This window comes from Bacillus salipaludis (assembly GCF_030938565.1).
GTDB classification, from domain to species: domain Bacteria; phylum Bacillota; class Bacilli; order Bacillales; family Cytobacillaceae; genus Neobacillus; species Neobacillus salipaludis_A.
Map to the genome: position 1 here is coordinate 4374756 of NZ_JAVGVR010000001.1, position 24480 is coordinate 4399235.

The 24480-nt window shown below is 36.3% G+C and carries 18 protein-coding genes and 2 pseudogenes; 5 read left to right on the plus strand and 15 right to left on the minus strand.

The features are described 5' to 3' along the window. Positions 1 to 34: 34 nt before the first annotated feature. The 11 genes from RCG21_RS21635 to RCG21_RS21685 form a co-directional block, all read right to left on the minus strand. Entirely contained in the window at positions 35 to 919 is an 885-nt protein-coding gene (locus tag RCG21_RS21635; RefSeq protein ID WP_208025435.1) for a carbohydrate ABC transporter permease, read from the minus strand. 24 nt (positions 920 to 943) lie between these two features. Then, positions 944 to 1846, minus strand: coding sequence for an ABC transporter permease (locus RCG21_RS21640; protein WP_133339817.1), 903 nt, complete (start codon positions 1844 to 1846; stop codon positions 944 to 946). Between the two features lie 285 nt (positions 1847 to 2131). After that, positions 2132 to 3466: an ABC transporter substrate-binding protein gene (locus RCG21_RS21645; RefSeq protein ID WP_133339768.1), complete on the minus strand. Its 1335-nt coding sequence runs from the start codon at positions 3464 to 3466 to the stop codon at positions 2132 to 2134. A 37-nt stretch (positions 3467 to 3503) separates the two neighbouring features. Beyond that, the gene (locus RCG21_RS21650; protein WP_308913761.1) at positions 3504 to 5096 is read right to left on the minus strand and encodes a response regulator transcription factor; all 1593 of its coding nucleotides are present in this window, start codon (positions 5094 to 5096) and stop codon (positions 3504 to 3506) included. Beyond that, positions 5071 to 6867, minus strand: coding sequence for a sensor histidine kinase (locus RCG21_RS21655; RefSeq protein ID WP_133339769.1), 1797 nt, complete (start codon positions 6865 to 6867; stop codon positions 5071 to 5073). Before RCG21_RS21655 ends, RCG21_RS21650 begins: the two co-directional genes overlap by 26 nt. A gap of 518 nt (positions 6868 to 7385) precedes the next feature. Beyond that, positions 7386 to 7838 (minus strand): JAB domain-containing protein, encoded by a 453-nt coding sequence (locus tag RCG21_RS21660; protein ID WP_198311368.1) that lies wholly within the window; start codon positions 7836 to 7838, stop codon positions 7386 to 7388. Between the two features lie 1256 nt (positions 7839 to 9094). Continuing rightward, the gene (locus RCG21_RS21665; RefSeq protein ID WP_308913762.1) at positions 9095 to 10426 is read right to left on the minus strand and encodes a polysaccharide deacetylase family protein; all 1332 of its coding nucleotides are present in this window, start codon (positions 10424 to 10426) and stop codon (positions 9095 to 9097) included. A 930-nt stretch (positions 10427 to 11356) separates the two neighbouring features. Continuing rightward, a complete protein-coding gene (locus tag RCG21_RS21670; RefSeq protein WP_308913763.1) occupies positions 11357 to 12742 on the minus strand; it encodes an HAD family hydrolase in 1386 nt (461 codons plus the stop codon). Positions 12743 to 12930: 188 nt separating this feature from the next. Then, positions 12931 to 13881 (minus strand): sugar phosphate isomerase/epimerase family protein, encoded by a 951-nt coding sequence (locus tag RCG21_RS21675; protein ID WP_133339777.1) that lies wholly within the window; start codon positions 13879 to 13881, stop codon positions 12931 to 12933. A 101-nt stretch (positions 13882 to 13982) separates the two neighbouring features. Next, the gene (locus tag RCG21_RS21680) at positions 13983 to 14363 is read right to left on the minus strand and encodes a RidA family protein (RefSeq protein ID WP_133339778.1); all 381 of its coding nucleotides are present in this window, start codon (positions 14361 to 14363) and stop codon (positions 13983 to 13985) included. 70 nt (positions 14364 to 14433) lie between these two features. Beyond that, positions 14434 to 15717: an MFS transporter gene (locus RCG21_RS21685; protein WP_308913764.1), complete on the minus strand. Its 1284-nt coding sequence runs from the start codon at positions 15715 to 15717 to the stop codon at positions 14434 to 14436. Positions 15718 to 15882: 165 nt separating this feature from the next. Between RCG21_RS21685 and RCG21_RS21690 the strand changes: the two genes are divergently transcribed. Together RCG21_RS21690 and RCG21_RS33640 are read left to right on the plus strand one after the other, a co-directional pair. Then, the gene (locus tag RCG21_RS21690) at positions 15883 to 16548 is read left to right on the plus strand and encodes a helix-turn-helix transcriptional regulator (RefSeq protein WP_133339782.1); all 666 of its coding nucleotides are present in this window, start codon (positions 15883 to 15885) and stop codon (positions 16546 to 16548) included. A gap of 49 nt (positions 16549 to 16597) precedes the next feature. Next, positions 16598 to 16702: pseudogene (locus RCG21_RS33640) on the plus strand (LLM class flavin-dependent oxidoreductase); the annotation flags it as partial. 133 nt (positions 16703 to 16835) lie between these two features. Here the strand turns inward: RCG21_RS33640 and RCG21_RS21695 are convergent. Continuing rightward, positions 16836 to 17624: a DeoR/GlpR family DNA-binding transcription regulator gene (locus RCG21_RS21695; RefSeq protein ID WP_308913765.1), complete on the minus strand. Its 789-nt coding sequence runs from the start codon at positions 17622 to 17624 to the stop codon at positions 16836 to 16838. 225 nt (positions 17625 to 17849) lie between these two features. Between RCG21_RS21695 and RCG21_RS21700 the strand changes: the two genes are divergently transcribed. Together RCG21_RS21700 and speB are read left to right on the plus strand one after the other, a co-directional pair. Further along, positions 17850 to 19130: an MFS transporter gene (locus tag RCG21_RS21700; protein WP_133339784.1), complete on the plus strand. Its 1281-nt coding sequence runs from the start codon at positions 17850 to 17852 to the stop codon at positions 19128 to 19130. A 503-nt stretch (positions 19131 to 19633) separates the two neighbouring features. After that, a pseudogene (gene speB / locus RCG21_RS21705) lies at positions 19634 to 20529 on the plus strand (agmatinase). 685 nt (positions 20530 to 21214) lie between these two features. On the opposite strand, the gene RCG21_RS21710 reads toward speB, so the two are convergent. The 3 genes from RCG21_RS21710 to RCG21_RS21720 form a co-directional block, all read right to left on the minus strand. Further along, positions 21215 to 21448, minus strand: coding sequence for a hypothetical protein (locus tag RCG21_RS21710; protein WP_133339786.1), 234 nt, complete (start codon positions 21446 to 21448; stop codon positions 21215 to 21217). Positions 21449 to 21511: 63 nt separating this feature from the next. Beyond that, complete coding sequence (locus RCG21_RS21715; protein ID WP_165976406.1) at positions 21512 to 21649, minus strand: hypothetical protein; 138 nt, start codon at positions 21647 to 21649, stop codon at positions 21512 to 21514. 211 nt (positions 21650 to 21860) lie between these two features. Next, positions 21861 to 23495 (minus strand): S53 family peptidase, encoded by a 1635-nt coding sequence (locus tag RCG21_RS21720; RefSeq protein WP_133339788.1) that lies wholly within the window; start codon positions 23493 to 23495, stop codon positions 21861 to 21863. A gap of 382 nt (positions 23496 to 23877) precedes the next feature. Here RCG21_RS21720 and RCG21_RS21725 point away from each other — a divergent pair, with 382 nt between their 5' ends. After that, entirely contained in the window at positions 23878 to 24063 is a 186-nt protein-coding gene (locus tag RCG21_RS21725) for a hypothetical protein (RefSeq protein WP_133339790.1), read from the plus strand. The last annotated feature ends 417 nt before the right edge of the window (positions 24064 to 24480 follow it).

Consider the following 24480-nt stretch of genomic DNA (forward strand, 5'->3'; position numbering starts at 1 on the left):
CCCTTAACCCCCTTTAGTTGTTTTTGTTCATTTTTTATCCCTTAATTGACCCCACCATTACTCCCTTTTCAAAGTACTTTTGGAAGAATGGATAGATGATAATTAGTGGCAAACTGGAAATTACAATACAAGAGTACTTGACCATTTCAGCTATTTGCTGTAACTGTGCTGTATTTTGAGCGTCTTGGATCATTCCTGGTCTAGGTTGCATTTGAACTAGGATTGAACGAAGGACAATCTGTAAGGGCTGCAAGTTATCACTTTTCAGGTAGATCATAGCATCAAAATACGAATTCCATTGTGCCACAAATTGGTATAATACTAATACGGCTATGATAGGTTTACTTAATGGAAGTAAAATTTTAAAGAAAAACTGGATTTCAGATGTTCCGTCCACCATTGCTGCTTCCCGTAATTCATTAGGAACTCCTTGAAAATAAGCTCTTGCTAAAATGATGTTCCATACATTTACAGCACCTGGTAATAAAATGGCCCAAATAGTGTCTAGCATATTTAGGTTTTTTACTAGAAGATATGTTGGAATTAATCCCCCACCAAAAAACATCGTAATGATAAAGAGGGTCATAATCACTTTTCTGCCAACAAAATCCTTCCTCGATAATGGATAAGCAGCGAACAACGTGATCGTAACTGAAATAATAGAAAAAGCTGTTGAATAAAAGAGCGAATTCCTAAAGCCGATTAATATTGATCCATCTTTAAACAATCGTGAATATCCCTGAAGTGTCCATTTAGCTGGATTAAGAGTGATTCCACTGTTTAATAATGTAGCTGGGTCTGTAAACGATGCCATAATGACATAAATTAATGGGATTAAAATAGCAAGCACAACAAATGTCAAAATGATTCCGTTTGTCGTTAGGATTACTTTATCAACCCTCGTTTGATGCTTGAACATTTTATTCACCTCCATCCATTAGATTTATATACCTTCTCCTTCGTTTAACCGTTTTACTATTTGGTTCACACTGATCAGTAAGATTACATTGATCAATGCGTTGAAGAGTCCTATTGCTGTTGAGTAACCATAATCCCCCATTTGCAAGCCAATTTTATATACATAGGTTGGCAATATTTCAGATGCAGGAAGGTTCATCGAGGTTTGCAATAAATAGGCTTTTTCAAAACCAATGCTCATGATATTCCCGGCAGCTAAAATAAATTGAATCACCATAATCGGTTTAATGGTTGGCAAATCAATATGAAATATTTGCTGTAAAATATTCGCTCCGTCTATTTTCGCTGCATCAATGAGGTCTTGGCTTACATTGGAAAGCGCAGCTAAGTAAACAACAGAGGCCCATCCAGAAAATTGCCAAATATCACTAATAATATAAAGGGTCCTGAAATAACCAGGTTCTGTCATGAAGGAGATGCTCTCTCCACCAAAAAAAGTGATTAAACGGTTAATTGGTCCAACGGGAGATAGAAAGATAAACACGATACCGACGACAACTACCACTGAGATAAAATTTGGTGCATATAATATCAATTGGATATTTTTCTTAATTGCTACTCTTTTAATTCGATGCATCATAAGTGCTAGAATAATCGGTACTGGAAAGCCAAAAATTAATCCAAATGCACTCAATTTTAAAGTGTTCTTTAATAGATTCATAAAATCGGGAGTGCTCATAAACTTCTCAAAATTCTTAAACCCAATCCACGGGCTTCCCATAATTCCTTGCAATGGATTAAAATCCTTGAATGCAATAATGGCACCGTACATCGGTACGTATTTAAAAATAATAAGTAGGATCAATGCGGGAAGAACAAGAAGGTATAATTGATAATTGTTCTTTATATACTTTAAGTTTTTCGACATCTTACTTCCTACTTTTGCTTTCCTAACTTCGTTTGGACGCTTCTCTAATTTTTCGTATACCTGTTCCACAATGCTTCCTCCTCTCTTGATTTATTTCTTCTGGCTTTACTTTAACAAAGAGACTGAAAAGAATATTTCAATTTTTTTGGTTTGGAGCATTTAATATTTTCGGCATTTGAAATCGTTTTCACCCTTTATACAACAAGCTTGATATGCATGCGGCCATAGTGAAGCTATTTTTAAGGATAAAAAAATCCCCTAGTCTTTAACTAGAGGATTTCATTTTTATGGCTTCTGTATTTGTTTTAAACCTATGTTAATTTTCTCCACTGCTTCCTTTGCAGCAACTCCTACATCATATCCACCAAGACCAACTTCTTCAAATAAGGTCTTTATTGCGTCACTGATTACAGGATATGCGGGAGTAATAGGGCGATTTTTTGAAAATTTTTGTGCTTGCTGTAAGAAAATATTTTTAGGATATTGATTAAATTCAGGAAAATCTTTAGCTACAGAGTATCTGGCAGGTATGTCACCAGTTTCTTTCACATATGTTTTGATCCCTTCATAACTCGTAACATACTTGATAAACTCCCATGCTTCTTTTGAATATTTTGTCTTGGAGGAGATCCCGAGTGCCCATCCTCCATTTGGAACGACCTGAAACCTTTCCCTAGGCAATGGGGCAACTCCTACATCTCTCCCTAACTTAAATGTAGAATCATTATTCTCCAGTTCTGCTAATGTCCAAGAGCCAAGGACAGTCATCGCAACTTTACCCGATACAAATGGGTCTGGTGGCAATTCATAAGCTGCAACTTTATCTTTCTGGTATAAATCCTGGTAAAATTGCAATGCCTTTAATGCCTCTTTTGAATCCAAATATCCACTTGCGGTTGATCCATCTGGACTTAAAACATCCGCCCCAAACTGCCATAAAAGCGGCATTTTAAAATAGGCAGGAGACTCGCCATCATTAAACCCTTGTGCGGGATCAATTCCATACACTCCCTTTTTTGGTTTGGTAAGTTTTTTGGCAATCTTTAGCACTTCCTCCCATGTCATTGGTTCATTGGGGTCTCCAGAAGGAAATGGGATACCTGCATTCTTAAAAAGGTGCTTATTATAAAATAGGGCTATACTGGATTCAACAATTGGGGCCAAGTAAATTTTATTCTGAAAACTCATTCCTTTTAATGTCGATTCGGGGATGTCTTCAATCTTTCCCTCTTTTCTCATATAGGAATCGATTGATAATAATGAACCTGTATTGGCATAAAGGGCCAAGGTTGGACTGTCAATCGTCATAATATCGGGAGGGTTTCCAGTAGCTAGCTCGGTTCTCAGCCTTACTTCATAATCACCATATGGGAATGACCTCATATGAACTTTTATATTAGGATTGACTGCTTCAAAAGAAGAAACTAATTCTTCATATGCTTTATTTTCCGCTGCGTTTCCGTTATTACGCCAGAAGGTCAGATGGATTTGATTCGTTTTATTTGTTTTTTTACCATGTCCAGCTTTACTTTTTGAGAATGTATCCAAAAAAGATAGCGCATACAGGAAACTGCCTATAAGTATGAAGGCAAAAATAATCAAAAATATCCACTTTTTCATTTACATACCCTCATCTTCCTGCTTTTAAAAATAAAACTTATGAATCTATTGAATTCCTGAATTCCACAGGTGTTTGTCCAAAATATTTTTTAAAGACGGTACTAAAATAGCCTGAGTTTGAAAAGCCTGCTAAGTTCGCTACATCAATGATTTTAAGCTGTCTATCTTTCAGGAAATCCCTGGCTTTCTCTAATCTTAATTGAACAAGATAATCACTAAAATTCTGTCCAACCGTATTTTTAAATGTTTCAGATAAATGAGCACTATTGATATGGAAAAGTTCTGATAACAAGGAAAGGGAAATTTCACTTGCATAATGCTGGTCCAAATATTGCTGAACACTAGCAACAATTAGTTTTCCATTAGAAAAGCGGGCCATTTGCACCTTTTCTATAATTAGCTTTGCTAATTGTAGGAGATACTCAATCACTTTATTATGCGAATTGAGCTCCCAAATACTTTGCTGGCACTTCCACATTAAATTTTGAAAATCGATTGTTTCAATATTATATTTTTTTGCGAGCGATCCTAACAAAAATAACACGCGATTAGCTGCAAATGTAAAGGACATAATCGAGAGATTCCGGTCTCCGCCTAATAAAATGTGAATATTTTCTTTAAACGCATCATAATTAACACTTTCAATTCCATTTGTTAACTTTCTTTCCATATCAGGTGAAAATTCAAATACTTCCTTTTTTACATTCGACCCATCCATCACCTGTGATTGTGAACCAAGTTGACTCTGACTCCAAGCTAGTAAACTAGAAATATAACCTGTCTTATAATTTGCAATTCCACTGGTTACATTACCAATTCCAATAACAGTTTCCAAATTCAAAAGTTCTTTTACAGACCTTTGTAATTTTTTTACTAAACTTACAGGACTATTTTCCTTTTCTGAATCAAGAAGTAATATAAAGTGAATCATATTTGCATAACTGGGGTCATAAAAAGAATACGTTCTGAAATGTCCCTTCGCAATTTCCTTACAAACCATCTGAAAGGTGAGCCAAAGTTCCTTTAATCTATTCGGATTACCTGTATTCTCTCTAATTTCAACCGTAACAAATTGTACTTCTGTATTTTCATTCACAAGTTCTTCCAACCGTAATTGACGCAATCTCTCTGTTACCATGCCTAACTCCAGCCATTCCTCTTTTACTAAATAAAGCAGAAATTGCTCCTGGACTTCCTGGAGCTGGGAATGTACAAGCCTTTGCAATCGAGCTGATTCGGCTTGATTCCTCTTCTCTACCTCTATTTCTTTACGAATCTTAGTTAGTATCTCTATTAATTCATCCGGGGCAACTGGTTTTAACAGGTAATCTTTTACCCCTTCCTTCATCGATCCTCTTACATATTCAAAATCCGAATAACCAGATAAAACAACCACTTTTACGTTTGGAAATTCCAGTTGACAGCGTTTTGCAAATTCAATCCCATCCATAATCGGCATTCTCATATCCGTAATAACTACATCGATATCCAAAGAACGGAGCAATTCAAGTGCTTCCACCCCATTGGATGCCTCCCCTGCTATTTGAAACCCTTCTTCTTCCCAATTCACCTTCATTCGTAAACCTTTACGAATTTGTACCTCGTCATCCGTTATGATCACCTTCATCATGTCCTTCACCCCGATCAACATTCATACATAACGTAATCCGTGTTCCTGAATTCCTTTCAGATTCAATGCTGTAAGTGAAATTTGAACCATAGTAAAGTTTCAAACGACCGATGACATTTCTAAGGCCGATGCTGCTTCCTTTACTCATAAGTACATTTTTGATGTCATTTTTCGTTTCCATACTCATCAGATCCGAAATCAATTCCTCAGACATTCCGATGCCCTTATCCTCAATAACAATAAATACCAAATGATTACTTTGTTTGGTTTTGATAAAAATTTCTGCTGATGTCTTTTCTATAAAACTATATTTCACAGCATTTTCTACGAGCGGCTGCAAAACAAATTTAATAATGGGAAGATTTCTTGTCCCTATATCCTCTTCAATATCAATGGTAATTGCATCTTCATATCTAACCTTTAATATTTCAGTGTAACTTCGGATATATTTTAACTCTTCTCCCAAATTCACTACGTCACTTTGGGTATTTAGAGAATATCTCATCATCTTACCTAAGTGAATGCTAACATCCATCACTTGTTTATTTTTCTCTTGCATAGCTAAACCGCCAATAATTTCAAGCGTATTATTTAAAAAGTGAGGATTAATTTGCAGCAATAGAGCTTTGTATTCGGCATCTTTCCGGCGTAAATTGGCTTCATATTCGGTTTCAATCAAGTTTTTTAACCGATCAATCGTCTGATTGAATACCGTTATAAGGTAACCAACTTCGTTTTTAGCTGATTTTATAGTCGGCATAAAGCGTTTAGCGCCGGAAAAATCACCACTTTCTATATATCTCATTGCTTTTGCCAGTTTACCCAATGGACTAACAATATTGGAAGAAATCATGTATGATGCTAGAATCGTTATTAAAAACACGATGGCACTTGTTAATAGCAGGTTCCTTTGTAAATGTGTAACTTTGGCGAACAATTCCGATTTAGTCACTTCACTAATTAAAATCCAATCGCCCACTCCTAACTTTTTATAAAAAACTAAGTATTTTTCTCCATTATTATTCGTTTCAATTAATCCCTTTTGATTTTTATCATTATTTATTTTGACTAGGGTTTGTTTTAAGACCTTCTTAGGTGTACGTATCTTTCCCGGCAATATACTCTCTCCATTTTGATTGATCAAATAGGCATGGCCGTTTCTGCCAATCTTGGTTTTATTTAAAGGTGTTTTAAGCAAATCCGATGGAAAATTCACCTTTATAATCCCATATGGAACAAATGTATTCATATCAAAGAGGGGCAAAATATAGCTATTAATATTACCTTGAGTTGGCTGAAATGAATCAATATGTGACCTAATAAATTGCTGCTTATTTTGAGTAAAGTCCTTATACCAATCCACTTGATTTAAATTAGGAATATTCCCCCAAGTACTCGTACCATCATTAAGAACAACTGAAATAGACATTCCATTTGAATTGTTAACCATCATTGAAGATAACAGCATTTTTAATTGATTCTTCTGTAACAATCTCTGTACCTCAGGTATATTTGCATTTTCACTTTCCTGTTTTAGCCATTTTTGTGTCGTCTGGTTCACAAGTACCTGTTTCCCTAGATCTTTCGCTTGTGTGGTGATCGAGTCAATAAAAAGCGAATATTGGTCCATTGCCTCCACAGTTAACTCCTGAGTCTGTTCTTCAATTATGGAAGTAAACCAGCTTGGGATAATAATAGAAAGTATGATTAATGGTATGGTTAATAAACAAGTAAATACGATAAATAAACGATTCCGTAAGGAAAAAAACATATCAGCCCCCCTCACAAAAAAACGTAAACCCTTACAATATTAAGTAAATTTATAATCTAATCGAAACTTTATTTTATTAATTCAATTTAACATATCCATTCCACACGTACCAAGGTTATTTTATTTCTGTAAGAATTCACAAAAATATTCTTATATTTTAATGAACAAGATCTCTATCGCGACTTAAAGCACCACCCAAGTGAAGATTATTCACTTGGGTCTATTCTCACCCGTTGCATACTTAACTATGGTAATGACCATTTGCTTCAGCAAATGGTTTCCTTTCTACTCTGAGTCATCCTGCAAAAAGTTGCATCAGCAACCGTCAAGCAGGCTCGATGCCTGCGTTCTATAATCAAGAAAAAACATCTGTTTTTTATCTATTCGTGAACCAACATTGGTGGTGATCCATCCGATGCTGGTTCATTTTTCTAATAATAAAGTCTCCCATTTCAATTGTTTCTACTTTCATATCTTTATGAAATCTGAAATCTTACTCCTCCTGATAATTAGTATTTTTATAGATGTCCTTTTTCCCTTAAACTTACATGGTTCCCGGTATGAGTAACAATAACATGGTCAAGAACTTCAATACCTAGAATTTTACCCGCTTCTGCAAGACGTTTAGTTATATCTATATCCTCCCTACTCGGGGTGGGGTCTCCGCTTGGATGTTGATGGCTGACAATAATAGAGGCAGCATTATTGAGAATAGCGCATTTCATCACCTCTCTAGGATGAACAATACTGGCATTTAAACTCCCAATATGAGCTCTATGTAACCCCACTACCTGATTTTTCGTATTAAGCATTAACACAAGGAGTACTTCCCTGTCTTCATCTGCAATGTAAGAGGCCGCTAATTGATGAGCATCTTCAGGTGAACGGATAGAATATTTTACAAACGGTTCCTGCGACTCCTTAATTTCCTGCTTGATTCGCACAACTTCAAAGATTGACATGAATTCCATTTCTCTAAACTCCCTTTCCTTCTTGTTTTTCGTTTTTCCATTTTTCTTTTGCCTTGAGAGGCGAATAACGTCCCCAAAAGGGGATGATTTTTCCCCTTTTGCAAGTAGAACGAAAAACACGCATAGGCAACGGGTCAAGGGCGTTCTTAGCACAAAAAGTTTTTTGCTGTTGCGACAGTGTCTTTAAGCAAAAAAGTTTTTTGCCCCTTGACCGATTGACTCGCTTTCTTAGTTTCTAGCCGGAAAGGTTCGGGTGTCCTACCGGCTGGAAGGTTAGAAAGTTTGCGCTGTTTTACGATTCGGAAGGCAAAAGGGAAAAATCAACAATAAAAGCAGCCATTACGGCTGCTCTCCATTTGTTCTTTATTCTTTTATTCTTTCAATCTTTTGATTTTGGTTTTCAGCTCGTTCGGTATGGCGGCGTTAGCCGTAAATGGAACAGGAACCTACGGAATGTAGGTGCGAGCCGTACAGTCCGTGGTTATCGGTCCATTTAATGCCGAAGCGACATGTACGGAATGACAGAAAGGGTGCTTTTTCCTTTCTGATCAGTCCGTAGTGCTGCCGCCTAAAAGAAGTTCGATATTCTTTGGACCTAGTTTTAAATTTTAAAATGTTAAATTCTGAAAAAAGTCGTAGCCTTAATGCTTTGTGGACGGCATGAAACAAAAGGGGAAGAATTTTATATGAATATAGGTCGTGGAATGAAAAGGAAAAGGGTGGATTTAATTGAAAATTCATAAAAACGTTAAGAAAAGGAACTACTATTTTAAGTTTAGTCATTAAAACTCGCTTAAAAATTACCCAAATGGTAAACCGTTTTTTGTTCATGGCAAATGAACTTCTGACATCTCCTTATTGAAATTAAGTAGTTATATAATGATATTTTTATAAAATTGGAAAATCGTTCACCTATTATATACATATATCAATATTAATGTAATACAAATATATGATATTATATATGTTAACTTATTTGTTGAAAATATAGTTAGTTTTATGGTTATAAATTTTTCAACATACATATATATACATATTCTTAATTATATACACTAAATCTAAAAACAAACTGGCGCGATTGTACAACAAAAACAAACATTGTGGTCAAATTTAGACCTTTTGATTATTAAATAAATAGCCATTCTATACAAGAATGGCTTTAAATTTTCTTTGTATTCTTTTTAATCGTTACGACAATTGTTTTTTGTGAATGGTTCAAATAAGAATAAATTCTTGCCTATGCCTACAGTGAGACCTTAATGAATTAATGTTTTAGCATTTGGTCGTGAGGAATCAAAAACAAGTTTGACATTAAAAAAATGTTCTAATACCTCGTTTTCTCCGGTCAATGCTCCACGCATCCTTAAGCCATCCACATTAATACGGGATTGTCGGAAGTAATTTAGACCTAATTGAGACCAGGTAATTTTTGATGCGTCAACGTTGGCATAGTAATCAAAGCCCTGGCTTTTCAAATAATGATATTTATTATTAGAATATTGCCTCCAGTCTCCAATATCACTGCCAAAAGCGAAAATAATGGTTTCCGTGGGTCCGACAATCGGCTCCACCTCTTGTTTCCATTTAGAGGTATCTTTTTTTAAAAGATCTAGGGATACTTTTTCTGCATTTAGGTGTCCCCAAGTATGAGAGGCAAATTCCCATCCTTCTTGTTTCATAGCATCGGCTACTTTTTTCGCTTGCTGCCGATCCTTTTTGATATTTGGATTTGGTTTATCACTATTTGGGCCATATTCACTCTCCGACGTTCGATATCCAAGTACTCCGTTATACCCCGTTAACGAAATAATTCCTCTTGCTCCCTTATAAGAAAAATCTGGATGTTTGTCAACAAAATGATCCAAGATAGGAACTAAATCGTATGCTCCTTGAACGACTTTCCCTTTTCTATTTATGTAGGTATTTGTAAGATTTCCATTAGCATCAAGGGTTAAGTTCTTGGCAAATCCGTCATTTTTCATGTATTCATAATAGCTAACATCATCCTGCGACAATACCAATGGTTTTTTATTTGATGGCAATTTAATATTTTGATAAACCATTTTCCCATTTTTGTTAAGTTTTGCAATATCCTGGATACTCACTAGGACAAATCCTTTCTCGTATAATTGATTTAAAATATTTTTAAATTCATCGATGGTTACCATGTAGTCTTGATAACCTTGGTCCATGTCATCCCCGTCAAATGCTTTGGAAGGGTCAACTATTAATGAGTGAAAAAATAAATGAGGAATCTTGCTATTGTCTGGCCATGTCACAAGGTTTTTCTTTTGTTTTTCGTATGTATCTATTGCATTTTGAATGTCTTCATCTTTTAAAATACTTGATTTTTTTAATAGTGTTATAGCTTTTTGATAATCATATTGTTGGGCTGAGGCTTTAGCCTTTGCTAATAGGTGTTCTTTATGTTCTTTTTGTTCTATTTGTTTTATTAGTTCTAATTGTTTTCTCTTTTTTGGCGAAGAAGTGGCCGATGATTGCTGGGTGGTGTTGGCGGCACATCCGGCAATAAAGATGAGTGTAAGGAATAAAAGGATTTTACCTTTTGTTAAAAAAGAATGCTTCATGATAAATTAATCCCTTCTGTCTTATCCAAGTTTAGTGTAAATATTTCACAATATGTAAAAGTTTGGCGTAGATTATTGTCTTTTGTCTTAATTTGACATTAAAAGGCGTAACTCCTGCATTAATTAAAAAACAAATAAAATCAGTCATTTACAATAATCATTTTATATTCCATTAAAGGGCACTTAATGGTGAAACGAAAAAAGCCCAATTTCTCTATTTTAATACTGAGTGAATGTACTGCACCCCAAAAGTTAGAGTGAAATTCTAACTTTTGGGGTCCAAAATTATAAAATGGTTTTAGAAAAAAGTGAACGTTATAATCGGACTCATTATTGCAATCATCATTTTTAATATCATTGTCTTTAAAACAAATAAGAACCTAACAGTCCACAAAACTATTCATATTTGGCTATTTACAATTACGTTATAGCCGAAAAGCTGCGCCATTCGAGCTACTTTCTTTTCACATAGGATAGCCTGTTTTTCTCGCCTTTTGGGTATTGATGTGTTTTAGCTTGATAGGCATGCGGACTTACTCCTAAATTAGCTACAGGTGTCGATATCTACCTGAAACAGCTGAAGATTATCAGCAACCTAGATCCCTATTTCCTCACTGCAGTATAAATCATGCTGCTTCCATCAGTTTTGAAAGTTGTAAAGAAACAGAAGCATAAAATACACGCCCGATGTTGTCATAAAGTTCTATATTTTATAGTCAGCACATTTGACAATGTTCACCCAGTTTTCATATCTCCCTAATCCAATGCCTAAAAAAACAAAGAGATTCCATGATAGGAATCTCTTTGTAATGAAAGAATCTATTAGTCGCAACGTTCTTCAGAAGATCGTTGCGAATTGTTTTTTATCGTGGCCCAGTGGATAGTTACTATTTTCAAGCTAAAATAAACATTTTTCAACTCTTAAAAAACTTATTTTGTTAATTGTAAAGAGGTTTTGCCAAGTCTTAAAGTTCGTTCATCAGGTATCCACAAACCGGTATTTTCATTCCTTCCTTGAAGAACAATGGAAGGATTAGGAGTACCCAATTGAGATACAGCTATTTTACTAAGTTCCCCTAAACCTTCACCTTTGATACGATTCGAAATAAGCACCATTTTTACGGGTTCTTTATCATTAATCATTTTAACATTATTAAATCCTGAAAGCTCTGTCATCATTTCATAATCACCACTGCTATCACCACAAATCAAAATAGGATTTGCTCGGTACTTCGGAACTAAATATTTGTTAATATTATATGCTTTTCCGTGTTTAACATTAATAGCATAATCCTTCTTATCTGGAATTTCTGCTTTATATCGACCTGCATTATCTACTTTTAAACGCAAGCCAAGCACATTTGCTTCAGGTACATTGTAGCCATACAATGGATTTGAAGCAAAGGATCTAACTACTGTATCCATGGCAGCAGTAGAGATATAGACATCAATCCCATTTTTGCGTAAAGTATTCATTAAGTTTGACATTTCAGGGATAATACGAAGTCCTTGTGTAAAATAGTTGCCTATTACACTATTTTTAACTTCCCCTGCTATACCAGGCAGCGTTGCAGGACTGTCAAAATACACGTTTTGTATTTTTTCTGCTAAGTAATAAGCAATGCCTTCGTTGCATAATTGTATTAATTCATCAGGAGTATAACCCACAAACATGTTAAGCTGCCATGTATATGCAACATCCTCACCAAATGTGTCTATAAGAGCAGAATAAGCAAACCATATTTTCGCCTTAAAGTCTTTAAATTGATCTGTCGCTTGAACAGCTGCAATATCTGATAATGTACCATCAGCATTAGGATTTAATCCTTTATAATGGGCCCAAAAATATTTATAATCGGAAACAACATCTATAGAAAGTTTATAAATATTGACAGATTGACCATTTACATTCTTGTAGGGCTCTACAAAATTTTCTTGAGGAATAGGCTTATTGTCTCCATGCGTAAAAGAATATTCGAATTGTTCCGGTGTCATTTTATATTTCAAATTGTTAATTTGATAGTTTAAAACGTTATCTGTTGTATCTTGAAAAATAGAGGTATTATCCCAGTCAAAAACAGCGTATGGTTTTCTCCTACTATTATGCGTGCGATTTTCCTGGATTAAATTATGAATAGCTTTATATGTATTTGGTGCCCATTTGCCACTGTCTAAAACTTGTCCATGGTAGGTAATTGCTGAAGATCTGTTAGTATCTGAGGCAATAGCTAGTGCGAAAGGATTAGCTACTGATAATAAAAGAACTAAACTCAATACTATACTACTAAATAACAGTTTAAATTTTGATTTTTTCATAAAAAAAACATCCTTCCCTTATCTGTATTAATATTTAGCATATTGCTACATTGTATGTCGGTGTCCGTTATGTAGCATTAGCGTTCTTCAGTAAGATCTTTGATGTCTTCTTATTGCGGGTGGTGACAGCTTCGCTGGTACTACCCCAAAAAGGGAGATTCCCGAAAGAACCTCTCCCTTTTTAGTCTTTAGCGGCAATATTTATCTCTTAATGCAAGAGCATACCTAACAGATTGTTCTGCACCTTTTTCTTGATCCTCAATCATTTGTTCTAAAAGTTCTTCTGGTGGATAATAGTAATCTAATGGTTTAATTACATTTAAATCATAAGGAGGTTGTTGCACTTTAAATGCTCCTTCGCCTACTGCAAAGACTCCACCTGTACCAAGTTCTCTCTTAAAATGGATGGCATACGGGAAGCACATTTCAACGTTGATTCTAGTTAACATTGAATTCTCAACCAATATTTTAAAACTTTCTTCCAGATCGATATTGCCTGTCCCAGCAGGTACGCCACATACCCTGTATTCTTCGCCATCATGGACGATAATATGATCTTTAAAATGAGTTGTAAAAGCATATGGTGCTAATTTTCTTACAGCTTCAACCGGGTCCTCCCATGCCATCATTGCGTTCCCGAAATCACAATGAGCACCAACCCAAGAACTGTTGACCTCCTTAATCATTTGAATCACTTCATCTGATGTTTCCTCCTCATGATTTTCCACAGCAAGCTTGATTCTATATTTCTTTAACAACGGTACGATTTTTTTAATATCTTCAGGTGCTCTCCTCAGTCTTTCCTGATCATACTCTCCCATGCAGACATATGTACGAATTACATCCGCGCCAATTCGATGGGCTGCTTCAATGACCGTAGTTAAATGTTCCGGATCGAATCCATTTGTATCGATTTCAGCGAAAAATCCATACTTTTGAATTTCTTTTCTTACTTTCTCTAAATACTCGGGATCAAGTGATTCTAAAGTACCCCACCCTGGTAACCCCGGCCATGGAATAATATTGATCATGACTCCGTCTAATCCTAATTCAGCAGTTTTTCTGATAAAATCGAAAATATTCATTCGGCCCGTAATAAACTGCAAGTGAAAGGTTTCTGTTTCTAATCCAATTTTCATGTTTCACACACCTTTATGTTAATTTATAAAAGCTCTTAAATTGGGGAAGAACTAGCAACAAAACAACTAAACACAATCCTTCTCAAAAAAAGAATAATAGATCAACTTTTTGCCTCAGCAATCAATTCAATTTCAATCATTGCATTCATAGGTAATTTTGCTACCTGAATGGTACTCCTAGCTGGAAAAGGCTCCGAAAAATATTCAGCATAAATTTTATTTACAGTTTGAAAATCAGATAAATCAGTTACAAATATAGTTGTTTTCAAAACTGAATTCATTTCAAGATCTTTTTCTATTAAAATATGCTTTAAATTTTCTAAACATTGTCTTGCTTGATCTTCAATGCCTATAGCTAATTTATTAGTATTAGGATTTAAAGGGAGTTGCCCCGAAATATAGAGATTCCCTTTTGATAGTACCGCTTGGGAATATGGCCCAATAGGTTGTGGTGCATTACTTGTTAAAACTGCTTCTTTCATAATAAAAACTCCTTTTTATCTATAATATTTTTCTAGTAATAAAAAATTAAGAATTCATTTGACTATTATCCTAATTTTGGATATTGTGGTTTTTCTTGTTTACAATTTTAACCAAATGGTTACTAATAATAAAACCCATACCTGCAAAAGCAATCATTATCAAAAATACATATCTATATCCGGCAATTCCAGGTTTGTGATCCAGAATATAACCATACATGGTAAAGGCGAAAATTTGAGGAGCATAACCAACTAAACAAGCTACTGAAGCGGCAGCACCGCTTATTTCTTTCGGAATATCAATTTCATCTAATGGGGCAAAAAACACAGCCCGTTGAGTAAATACAATCGCTCCAAAGCCAAGTGTTGTTATCACTCCTATATAAATATTCATTTTTCCATGTGGAAGCATAATAAAAATTGCCATTGCAATAATGGATAAGAGAAAAGCAAATCTAAGGTATTTTGTCGCCGATTTAAATTTTTTATCCGCTAAGAATCCACCGATGGGACCTCCTATTATTTTTAATCCGTATTGATTTATGATTCCGTATACACCAACTAATGCTACCGGCATCCCATAAACTTCTTTCAGAAACGGAATAAAGTAAGTTAAACCTGCGTAAACCGTATAAACGCAAAATATTGTAAATGAGGCAAACCACAGAATGGGATTTTTAATTGCTTGAATCGCACCTTTCAAAGCTACTTTATTTTTACTAATTTCTTCTCCACCCTTATCAAATGTTTGAAGAATTATATCGTCCTCTAAAAAGAAATAACTTATAATACCGACAATAATTATAATCAAGGCAAAAAATAAAATTGCAGCTCTGAAACCTAATGACTTAGACCCTAAACATATAAATATACCTAAGGCAGAAAATGCAACGATTGTATCTACAATACCTCGGCCAGCTTCAAGAAATCCAAACATCCTGCCTTGTTGATCGGACTCTCCAAGTAATTTAACGGATTTTATCAACACAGGCCAAAAAGCAGTCTCTGTAAATAAAGCCATTACTCCCCAAGAAGCTAAAATTCCATAATAACCAGGAAAAGTAGATAAATAAATCCCAGTTACACCCACGCCAACCAATCCAATCGGAATTAACGTCCTTTTAGAAAACCTACCAGCGATGTAAATGGAGGATGCATAACCAATTGCTTGTACAATAGCATATACAGATATTGCAAAACCTATTTGCGTATGTGAAAGGTGAAAATATTTTTGCATTGGAATGTAAAAAGCATCTTTTAAGGATGATAATTTATATATTGTTCCTCCACCCAAAATTAAAATACATAAGGTAAACCATTTTTTAACCTGCGTCTTTGCTACTTCTATAAACATCACCCCCAAATAAATTTAAAAACGCTTACATAATAATAAAAAATTATCAATAATAATAATTTATTATCACTTAGGATATAGTATACTGTTAAATGAGACAAAAGACAAGACGCAATATTTACAAAATTAAAATACACATTTTAATTTGAAAGGACTATTATTAAGATGCCAAACAAAGAAACTTTAGAGAAATATAAACCAATGGTGAAATTTATTTATGAAATCACTGGACCTAATTGTGAAGTTATTCTTCATGATATTAATAAACCGGATTCTTCCATTATTGCTTTATCTGGTAACTTGAGTGGACGCTGCCTAGGTGGCCCCCTAACAGATATGGCTTTAAAAATACTAAAAAGTAAAAGGTACTTAACGGAGGACCACGTTACAAATTATAAATCGATAACCAGTGACGGAAGGGTTTGTCGATCTTCTACTTTTTTTATAAAAGACTCACAAAGTAATTTAATTGGGATATTGTGTATTAATATTTTAGTATCTCCTTTATTGGATATTCGAAATAAGATAGATGAGTTAATTCACTTAAATGAATTAACTAAATTTATTGACCTATCTAATAGCCCATCTACAAAACAAGATGAAACTCTTGGGCAAAATCTTGAAGAATTAATGAATTCACTGATTGAAGAAGTATTAGAAAATTATAATACCGATATAAATGAATTGAGTCCTCGACAAAAGAATAAAATTATTTCTGAGTTAAATGAAAAAGGTGTTTTTCTACTTAAAGGTGGAATTACTGAAGTTGCTAAAAGAATCGGGATGTCAGAACCAAGTGTTTATCGATATTTAGCAAAGATTAAAAAATAATTTTGGTTCTGAAACAAAGTATTGGTAACATTATTCCGCAAGCATAAAGGTCGCAAGCGGCGGTAACCCACAATCAGCTGTACAGGGAGGAATGCTAGGGCTTCCAATCGCATTTGCCATTATCGGTGGGATGCAAGAGAATTTTGCACAATTATTTATAACCACCCGTTGAACTGTGGTCATGACTTTACCTGCTCAAAAACAAATTTAGGTTTCAATGCGTCAATGGATACTAAAAGAACTGGGATGCTATGACACATAGATCCCAGTTCTTTTAGATTAATTTGTCATGGACGTACAATTGGAATATGTGCATCTTCAAAGGGGCCCATCTGTAGCTCTGTGGCATAAGAATCCGTTATAATTTGGCTAATTCTGTTTACATCGCACATTTTTATAAGTGAATTAACACCTAACTTACTGCTGTCAGCTATTACAATTGTTTTATCGGAGCACTCCATCATTTTCCCTTGTACTTCAATCTCATCCACACGTTGGTAGGTGACACCATGTTCAACGGAAATGCCACAAGTAGTAAGGAAAAATGTGTTGATTCTTAGCTTTGCGAAAATTAAAGTTGCGATATCTGATGTAAAAGCAGCTTCATCCGGTTTGAATATACCGCCTGTAAGAACTAATGTAATTCCATGGGCATCGGATAGCTCGTTAGCTATAGCCAAGGAGTTTGTAACAACAGTCAATGAATGGAATTTTCTCTTTATTACTCTTGCTAATTGGTATGAAGTAGTGCCGGAGTCGAGCGCTACAGACTGCCCCTCTTTAATATACTGAGCTGCCAACTCTGCAACCTCTATTTTGCTTTTTATGTTTTGCTCCCCACGTTGGTGGAAAGGTTCATATATGTTACTGCTTATTATACTGTCTCTTGAATCCTGCTCCAAAAGTATGGCCCCTCCATGTGTACGCTGCAAAAGTCCTTGAGATTCCATGTTTTCAAGATCTCGCCTTATTGTTTCAGAAGACACATCAAGTTTTTCTTTAAGTGTAGAAGTTTTGATACTGCCGGTTTCTTTCATCAAATTGAGTATTTCGCGATATCGTTGTTCTACCAGCATACTTGCACCATCTTTCATTTTGGTAAATAGAAGTTGACTTCGTATCTTATAATACCACAGGATAACATGATAACTCAATTTTATTCACCCAAAAACACAAAAATATACACACATTAACACATAAACACACAAAAAAACACAAAAAGACTTGAATTAACACACAAACGCATATATAATGTGGTCAAGTAATATTGCTGCAAAAATTATTAAATGGAGAGTGAGTCTATGGCTGTGGTTGAGACGAATTTGGAAAAGAAAAGTTCTGTAAAATGGCTTTCCTTTGGTACTTTAATGTTGGGGGCAGGCACTATTTACAAGTTGGGTGCCTTGAAAGATGCTTTCTATGTGCCCATGCAGGAATTTATGGGACTTTCCAACACACAAATCGGCGTTGCAATGAGCGTTGCTGGCCTCATTTCCACTTTTGGCTTTTTAGCGTCTATTTATCTTACCGACCGGATTTCAAAAAAAATTATGATTCCACTTTCTCTAGTAGGTACAGGATTGCTAGGCTTGACATTGTCTACTTTTCCTAGTTATAGTATGTTCCTTGTTATCTACTGTTTGTTGGCTGTGTGTGCTGATATGTTGTTCTGGCCAACAATGCTAAAATCAGTACGTCTTCTTGGAAACGAGTATGAACAGGGGCGTATGTTCGGTATTCTGGAAGGCGGACGCGGACTCATAGATACCATTACTGCCTTTGGCGCTCTGGGCGTTTTTGCCGCTTTTGGAAGCAATGAATCAGGCTTAAAGGCTGCTATCCTTTTCTACTCTGCTGTTCCATTTGTCATAGGTTTAATTTCTTATATTTTATTAGAGCCAGATGTAATCTCCGATACTAACGCAAAAGGTGAAAAGATTGGCAAGAACAAAATTGCTCTTGGTGGCATGATGCGTGCACTGAGGAATAAGAACATTTGGCTAGTGGCATTCAACGTATTTTCAGTTTACAGTGTATACTGTGGTCTTACTTATTTCATTCCTTTCCTAAAAGAAGTCTATGCACTTCCTGTCGTACTTATTGGAGCTTATGGGATTATCAACCAATACGGTCTTAAAATGCTTGGCGGTCCAATAGGTGGCCTTATTACAGATAAGGTACTACATTCTCCAACTAGGTTCATGCGCATTGTTTTTGTGATTACAGGTGTGGCACTGGTCGTGTTTGCTTTTCTGCCACACAGAAGTATCAATGTATATGTTGGTGTAGTTTCGACTCTTAGCATTGGCGCTTGTGTATTCAGTATGCGTGCGGTATTCTTTGCACCTATGGAAGAGATAAATGTACCCCGTGAAATTACAGGCTCTGCAATGTCTTTAGGCGCATTTATCGGCTATTTGCCTGGAGCATTCCTCTACACCGTGTATGGTAGCATTCTAGACAATATGCCTGGTTTATCCGGATACAAAACTATTTTCCTAATCATGGCTGCATTTGCAGCTGCAGGTTTCCTCTTGAGTAGCTACATACTCGGTATTATCAAAAAAGAGCAAGCCAAATAAACATATATTGGGGTACCACCAGCAAACCGCATTTCAGTTCGTGGAAGAATTTATGCTAATGGCTTAATTTTTTCCTTGAACACTTTAGTCACGATAAGGCATATCATTTTTGGGATACCTTTTTAATATCTTTAAAGCTAAAGCTTCGTTAAAACACTCTTAAGAGTGTTTTTTTGTTGTAATATACTAAAAAAGACAAAATAAAAAGAGCCTTTTAGCTCCTACCCTAATATTTGCCCCATCCTACGATTGATACCACTGATGGCCACGCTTTCCATCCAACCCACATCTTTTTCCCAAACGCCATTACAATCTGGCCAGTTTGTTGAATTCCTTGATTTGAAAAGGCCTTTGCTTTTGCTAAAAAAGATTATTTTGACGAGTTTCATCTATATATATACTGATACTTTTCGCTTCTCTTTCGTACTCCTTAACTAACTTATAAAAAGTGGTCTTTTTAACACCTATTTCTTGCAATCTGGGCCGGACTGAATCGACCTGATATGAATTTCGATGATGCCGATGTTGTTTTTTATGGGATTCCCTATGACGGAGGCCTCAGCTTCCGATCTGGAGCAAAAGAAGGTCCCCGGGCCGTCCGCGAAATCACATATACCATTCCTCCGACAACGGAAAGATGGGAAGATCTCTCCTCACTACGTATTCTAGAAGTCGGTGATATCAATGGTGAAAACCGTGAAAAAATGTTTCAACAAGCTGAAGAAACAGCCTTTTCTATCATAAAAGCAGGAAAGATGTTAACCATGATAAGAGGAGATCATTCAACTACCATACCGGTTATGCGAGGGATTAACCGAGCCTTGAATAAGCCTTTTGGAATTATTCATATTGATGCCCACTTTGATTTGTGCAACGAAATGGGAGGAGATCATTTGTCCCATGGTTCTACTGAACGCCGTGCGTTAGAATTAGAAAATGTCCCGGATACGGAGAGTATCTTTTTTGTTGGAATCCGTTCGGTGGAATCGGAAGAACTTCAATTTATTCAGCAAAATAAGATGAACATTATTAAAGCCTTAGAAGTTCGCCATGATGGTGTTGACAAAGCACTAGAAACCATTAAGGAAAAAATGGCCCGTTTTGAGAATATTTATATTACTATTGATATCGATTCGCTTGACCCGCTTATGCCCCGGGTACCGGAACTCCTCAATTTGGCGGGTTAGATAGCCGTGAACTCCTTGACTTATTGTACGATTTGTTTGAACTGCCGATCATTGGATTTGATGTGGTAGAAATATCGCCGAAATTGGATAATTCTTCGCTTGCGGTGTTTGCTGCCAGAAAGCTCATAACGGATTCTGGGGTCATCATCTGCGTAAAAACAAAGAAATACGGGGAAAATACCGAAAATAAGGAAAGGGATAAGGATATTTAGATCATAAAGACTCCATTTTTAAAGAAGCACACTGAGATTTCAGTGTGTTTCTTCTTTTTGTTCTTTATTTAATAATGTTAAACCCTTGGATTAGACATTGGTTAACGGGGTACCGCCAACAAAATTCGGTTATCTATACTGAAGTATTTGTCTTGATAACGAGCCTTTCCATCATCAAATTCACAACGGTTAGTAGCCTTGAAGGCGAATACCACACACAATAGGGCGTTCTCAAGCCCTTATTATCTAAGATAAGGTATTTGATGCCTTCTCAGAGCATACATTGAAAACGCAGTTTACTGAATGGAGTTTTTTATATACTTTCCATACTCCATTGCCGTTTTCAAAGTCATCGATAAACGACACTTTTCCAATGACTCTTTATTTACCTATTGTTACTGATTTTAATGCTCCTACTAAGACACAACGTTCTGGAATATGCTTACGTGCTTCAGACCATTTCATTTACATGCGCCTCCGCCTAAATAAGATAAAAAATAACATTCCACTCTTTTGAAAGATTTCAACATAAATTATCTGTATTCTAACAGCGTACCATCCTTCGCTCCCTTAAACATCTTACCCAAGAAAAGAGCCCATCATTTTTCAAGATGGGCTCTATAATAAATACGATTTCTTTTCCGATTGGTTTTATATCATTTGGCTTATTTCTCTCTTGTGACTGCTATTCAGCCCCAGTTGTTTGAACCTTAGGTTGTTTCGTAATTCCACTAGGACCTAGAGATTGGTAATTATTAAGATCAATCGGTTTAAATCCTTTTGGTGTATAGAACCGTAATAAATCTTTATTGACCACTGCATCGGACATTTGAAGTTCTGTGGTGATTTTATCATTAATGGATTTATAGGAAAGCAAACAATTCCATAAAATAAAAGCAGAGTATAGGAAATTTCCCATACTCTGTTTCTATTGTTCTCCATACCAGATCAGACCTCCGGTTTTCCTACAGGTCTTATTTGCTTAAAAAGGCTCGATGGCTTTCTCGTTTTTACCAGTTTGAGGCTGATTTTCAATGCTTCTTGCTTCGACTTCCTTAGGAATTTCTTTAAGGTGTTTATTTACTTCTTCCACTTGATTAGTTGTTCTCATTTCATCCACTTTCAAAAACCTCAATTCATTAAAATATTTTGATAAATATAGTATGTAGCAATAACGAAGATTTTATGTCCCGCTTAGTCAGAACTGTATACTGTGCCCAAGGGTTCATTTAATATAAATTTTCAAAAAAGGTGGCGTCCATTCAACGTACTTGTGTACCTGCAAGTAAAGGCCATGTCTAGGACATGGCCTTCTTCTTAAACATAGTTGTTTAGGGACTTTGCAAACCCATAAGTGCATTAAGCAAGTTTATTCCGTTTGGGCTTCCCAGCCCAGACACAGGATCCCATCCTTTTTTTGCCTTATAGGCGTCCCGTTCATTACTGGATATATTATTTCCGGTTTTAATATCATGAAACGCTTTACTGCTGGCCGGTAGATTATATAGGGTTGGATTCAAAAACCCTACCGGATGGCCGAGCTGCTGATTAATTAATGCGATCAACCCGGCCCAAAGTGGAGCCACTGCACTTGTTCCTCCAAACACAGCTTGCTGCCCGTCAACAAGAACCTGATAACCAGTAGCTGGATCAGCGTCTCCGGCAACGTCAGGTACCCCACGGCCATTATTGGTTTGAGGGTCTGCCGAAGGAGGGACATGAGCAGCTGTCTGCCAGGAAGGCAGAGTAAATACGTCACTTACTCCTCCTCCAGTACTGCTGTCAGGTCCTTCATTCCACACAACCTCTCGTGTAATAGTTTGTCCAGAGCCAAAAAGCTTTGTTCCTCCGCATCCAAGAACATGAGGGCTGGAAGCAGGGAAATCTACATGAACAGTCCCATCGGTCACACCATCGGATGAACCGCGGTCACCAGCGGCACAACAGATGGTGACACCGAGAGCAGCGGCATCCTGAAAGGCGCGGTCCATCGCTTGCATTGCCTGGCTTGTCCATTGATTTTCCGGTGCACCCCAGCTAATCGAAATAACAGAAGGCTTATTTACCGTATCGTGAATCGCCGTTGTAATGGCATTAAGGAAACCTGCATCTGTGTTGGGCGCAAAGTAAACAGCAATTTTCACGCCGGGGGCAACCGCTCCTGCTACCTCAATGTCCAATGCCACTTCACCATCCGGACCGTTTGGATCTCCCGTCGGCTGATTGGCTGCTTCACTCACTGTCACGTCGGTTAAGACGGCTTGGGCTACTCCGAGGGATGAAAAATATTGTTTCATTTCATCGGGGTGATAGCCTCCGCCTAATTCAATAATCGCAATACATTGGTTACTGACATCAATATTCTGTGGAAAATGATAAAGGCTTGCTATTTGATCAGGAGTAAAGGATTTTGTAGCTACTTGATTTCTATGTGGTTCACTCTTTTCCTCCAAAATACGAAAATGCGGCCGCAGCTGCGGACGGTTGTCCAATCCAATAACCGCTTCGACAATATCGGAGAGATCTTGTGGGATATGGACCGGCCCGGTACGGCCCCGATAAGTAAAGTTTTGATGTTCGTAGATGGCAAGCTGTACTTTAAAGGCTTTATTAAAGGCTGACGCAGGCCCGGCAATCAATACAGTCCCAGCGGCAGCATTCACTTCTTTAATGGTAAGTCCATTGTTTGCAGCGAATTTTTCAACTTTGTTTAAATCCTCTTGGTCAGCACCATGAGTCGCCATAAATTGTTCATGGCTAAGATGCTGTATCGGTGTTAACGGAGAAGTGCTTTTCTTTTCTAAGAAACTGGTAACTGGCGGACGGCGGATAAGCAAGGTTGCAGATATTTCTTCATCAGGATGGATGGGAGTTGATTTTACGGCATAGGGTAACGGTTTTCGCTCACTTCCGGGAATCTTTACGTAAGGCTCCTGGCTGTTAAGCAAGTGATTATCTTGTTCCATGTTTCATCCTCCTTAGCTTTGTTTGAGTATTATTATAAGATGTTAAAACATTCCATGTAAGGTACGAAAGTTTACTTTTTATATAAATGGTGTAGAGTCATATTGAAGTTTCGCTGAATGTGGCCCGCAGCCGTGTCAGCACTGAATTTGTTAATATCCATGTTCTATTACTAGCACCTCCCTTCATCTTCTTTTTAGTGTTTAGAGGGGGAAGAAGGACAGGAATTTCTGCAATTGATAAAGGATTATAGTGGGTTTACCGTAGAATGGAACCATGTAGAAATACCCAAACGAATGTTCTAGTCTGGACTTTTTGAATTACAATCCATTTAATGTTTTTCCTTGATATTGCATACCCCTTTTTTTCAAGGTAGCGACGGCAATGATTAATCTATGTAAGCAATTGCTTCTTGCTCTCAGAATCATATTGACTGGCATTGTTATATTGATTGCAATTCCACTTCGGCTTTTTAATTATCTCAACGGGATTCCGGTCAACGGAACGGTTACGTTGAAAGGACTGACGGGCTACCGTTGGCTGGGTTTGGGCGAGGAGCCAACGTATTAAAGGTTTTCGGCTCTTGGAAAATTGCAGGTATTGTATATATATCATAAATAAATACATGATATTATATATGTTGTTTATTAATGCAATATATAACATTATATATAGTAAAATCGAAATATACTTAGCCATATATATTAATAAATATTTTGATATTAAAGAGTAAAAAAGAAGGAGCTATAAAGAAAACTCTAACCGAATCATGGCTAGAGTTTTTTATTGCTTTTGATTCTACTAAATTTACAGCTTCAAATGAATAGATGTTGGTTTACCCCTAAAGACTGCATATTCAAGGAACCGAATTGTCTAATTTAAATCAATATATCTGCTTTTAAAATCGTAGCTTTAAAGTAAAGATTACAAACTTCGTTACAAGAATAAAGATTTATTTGTACAAATTTTTTATCGTATTTTGAAAGA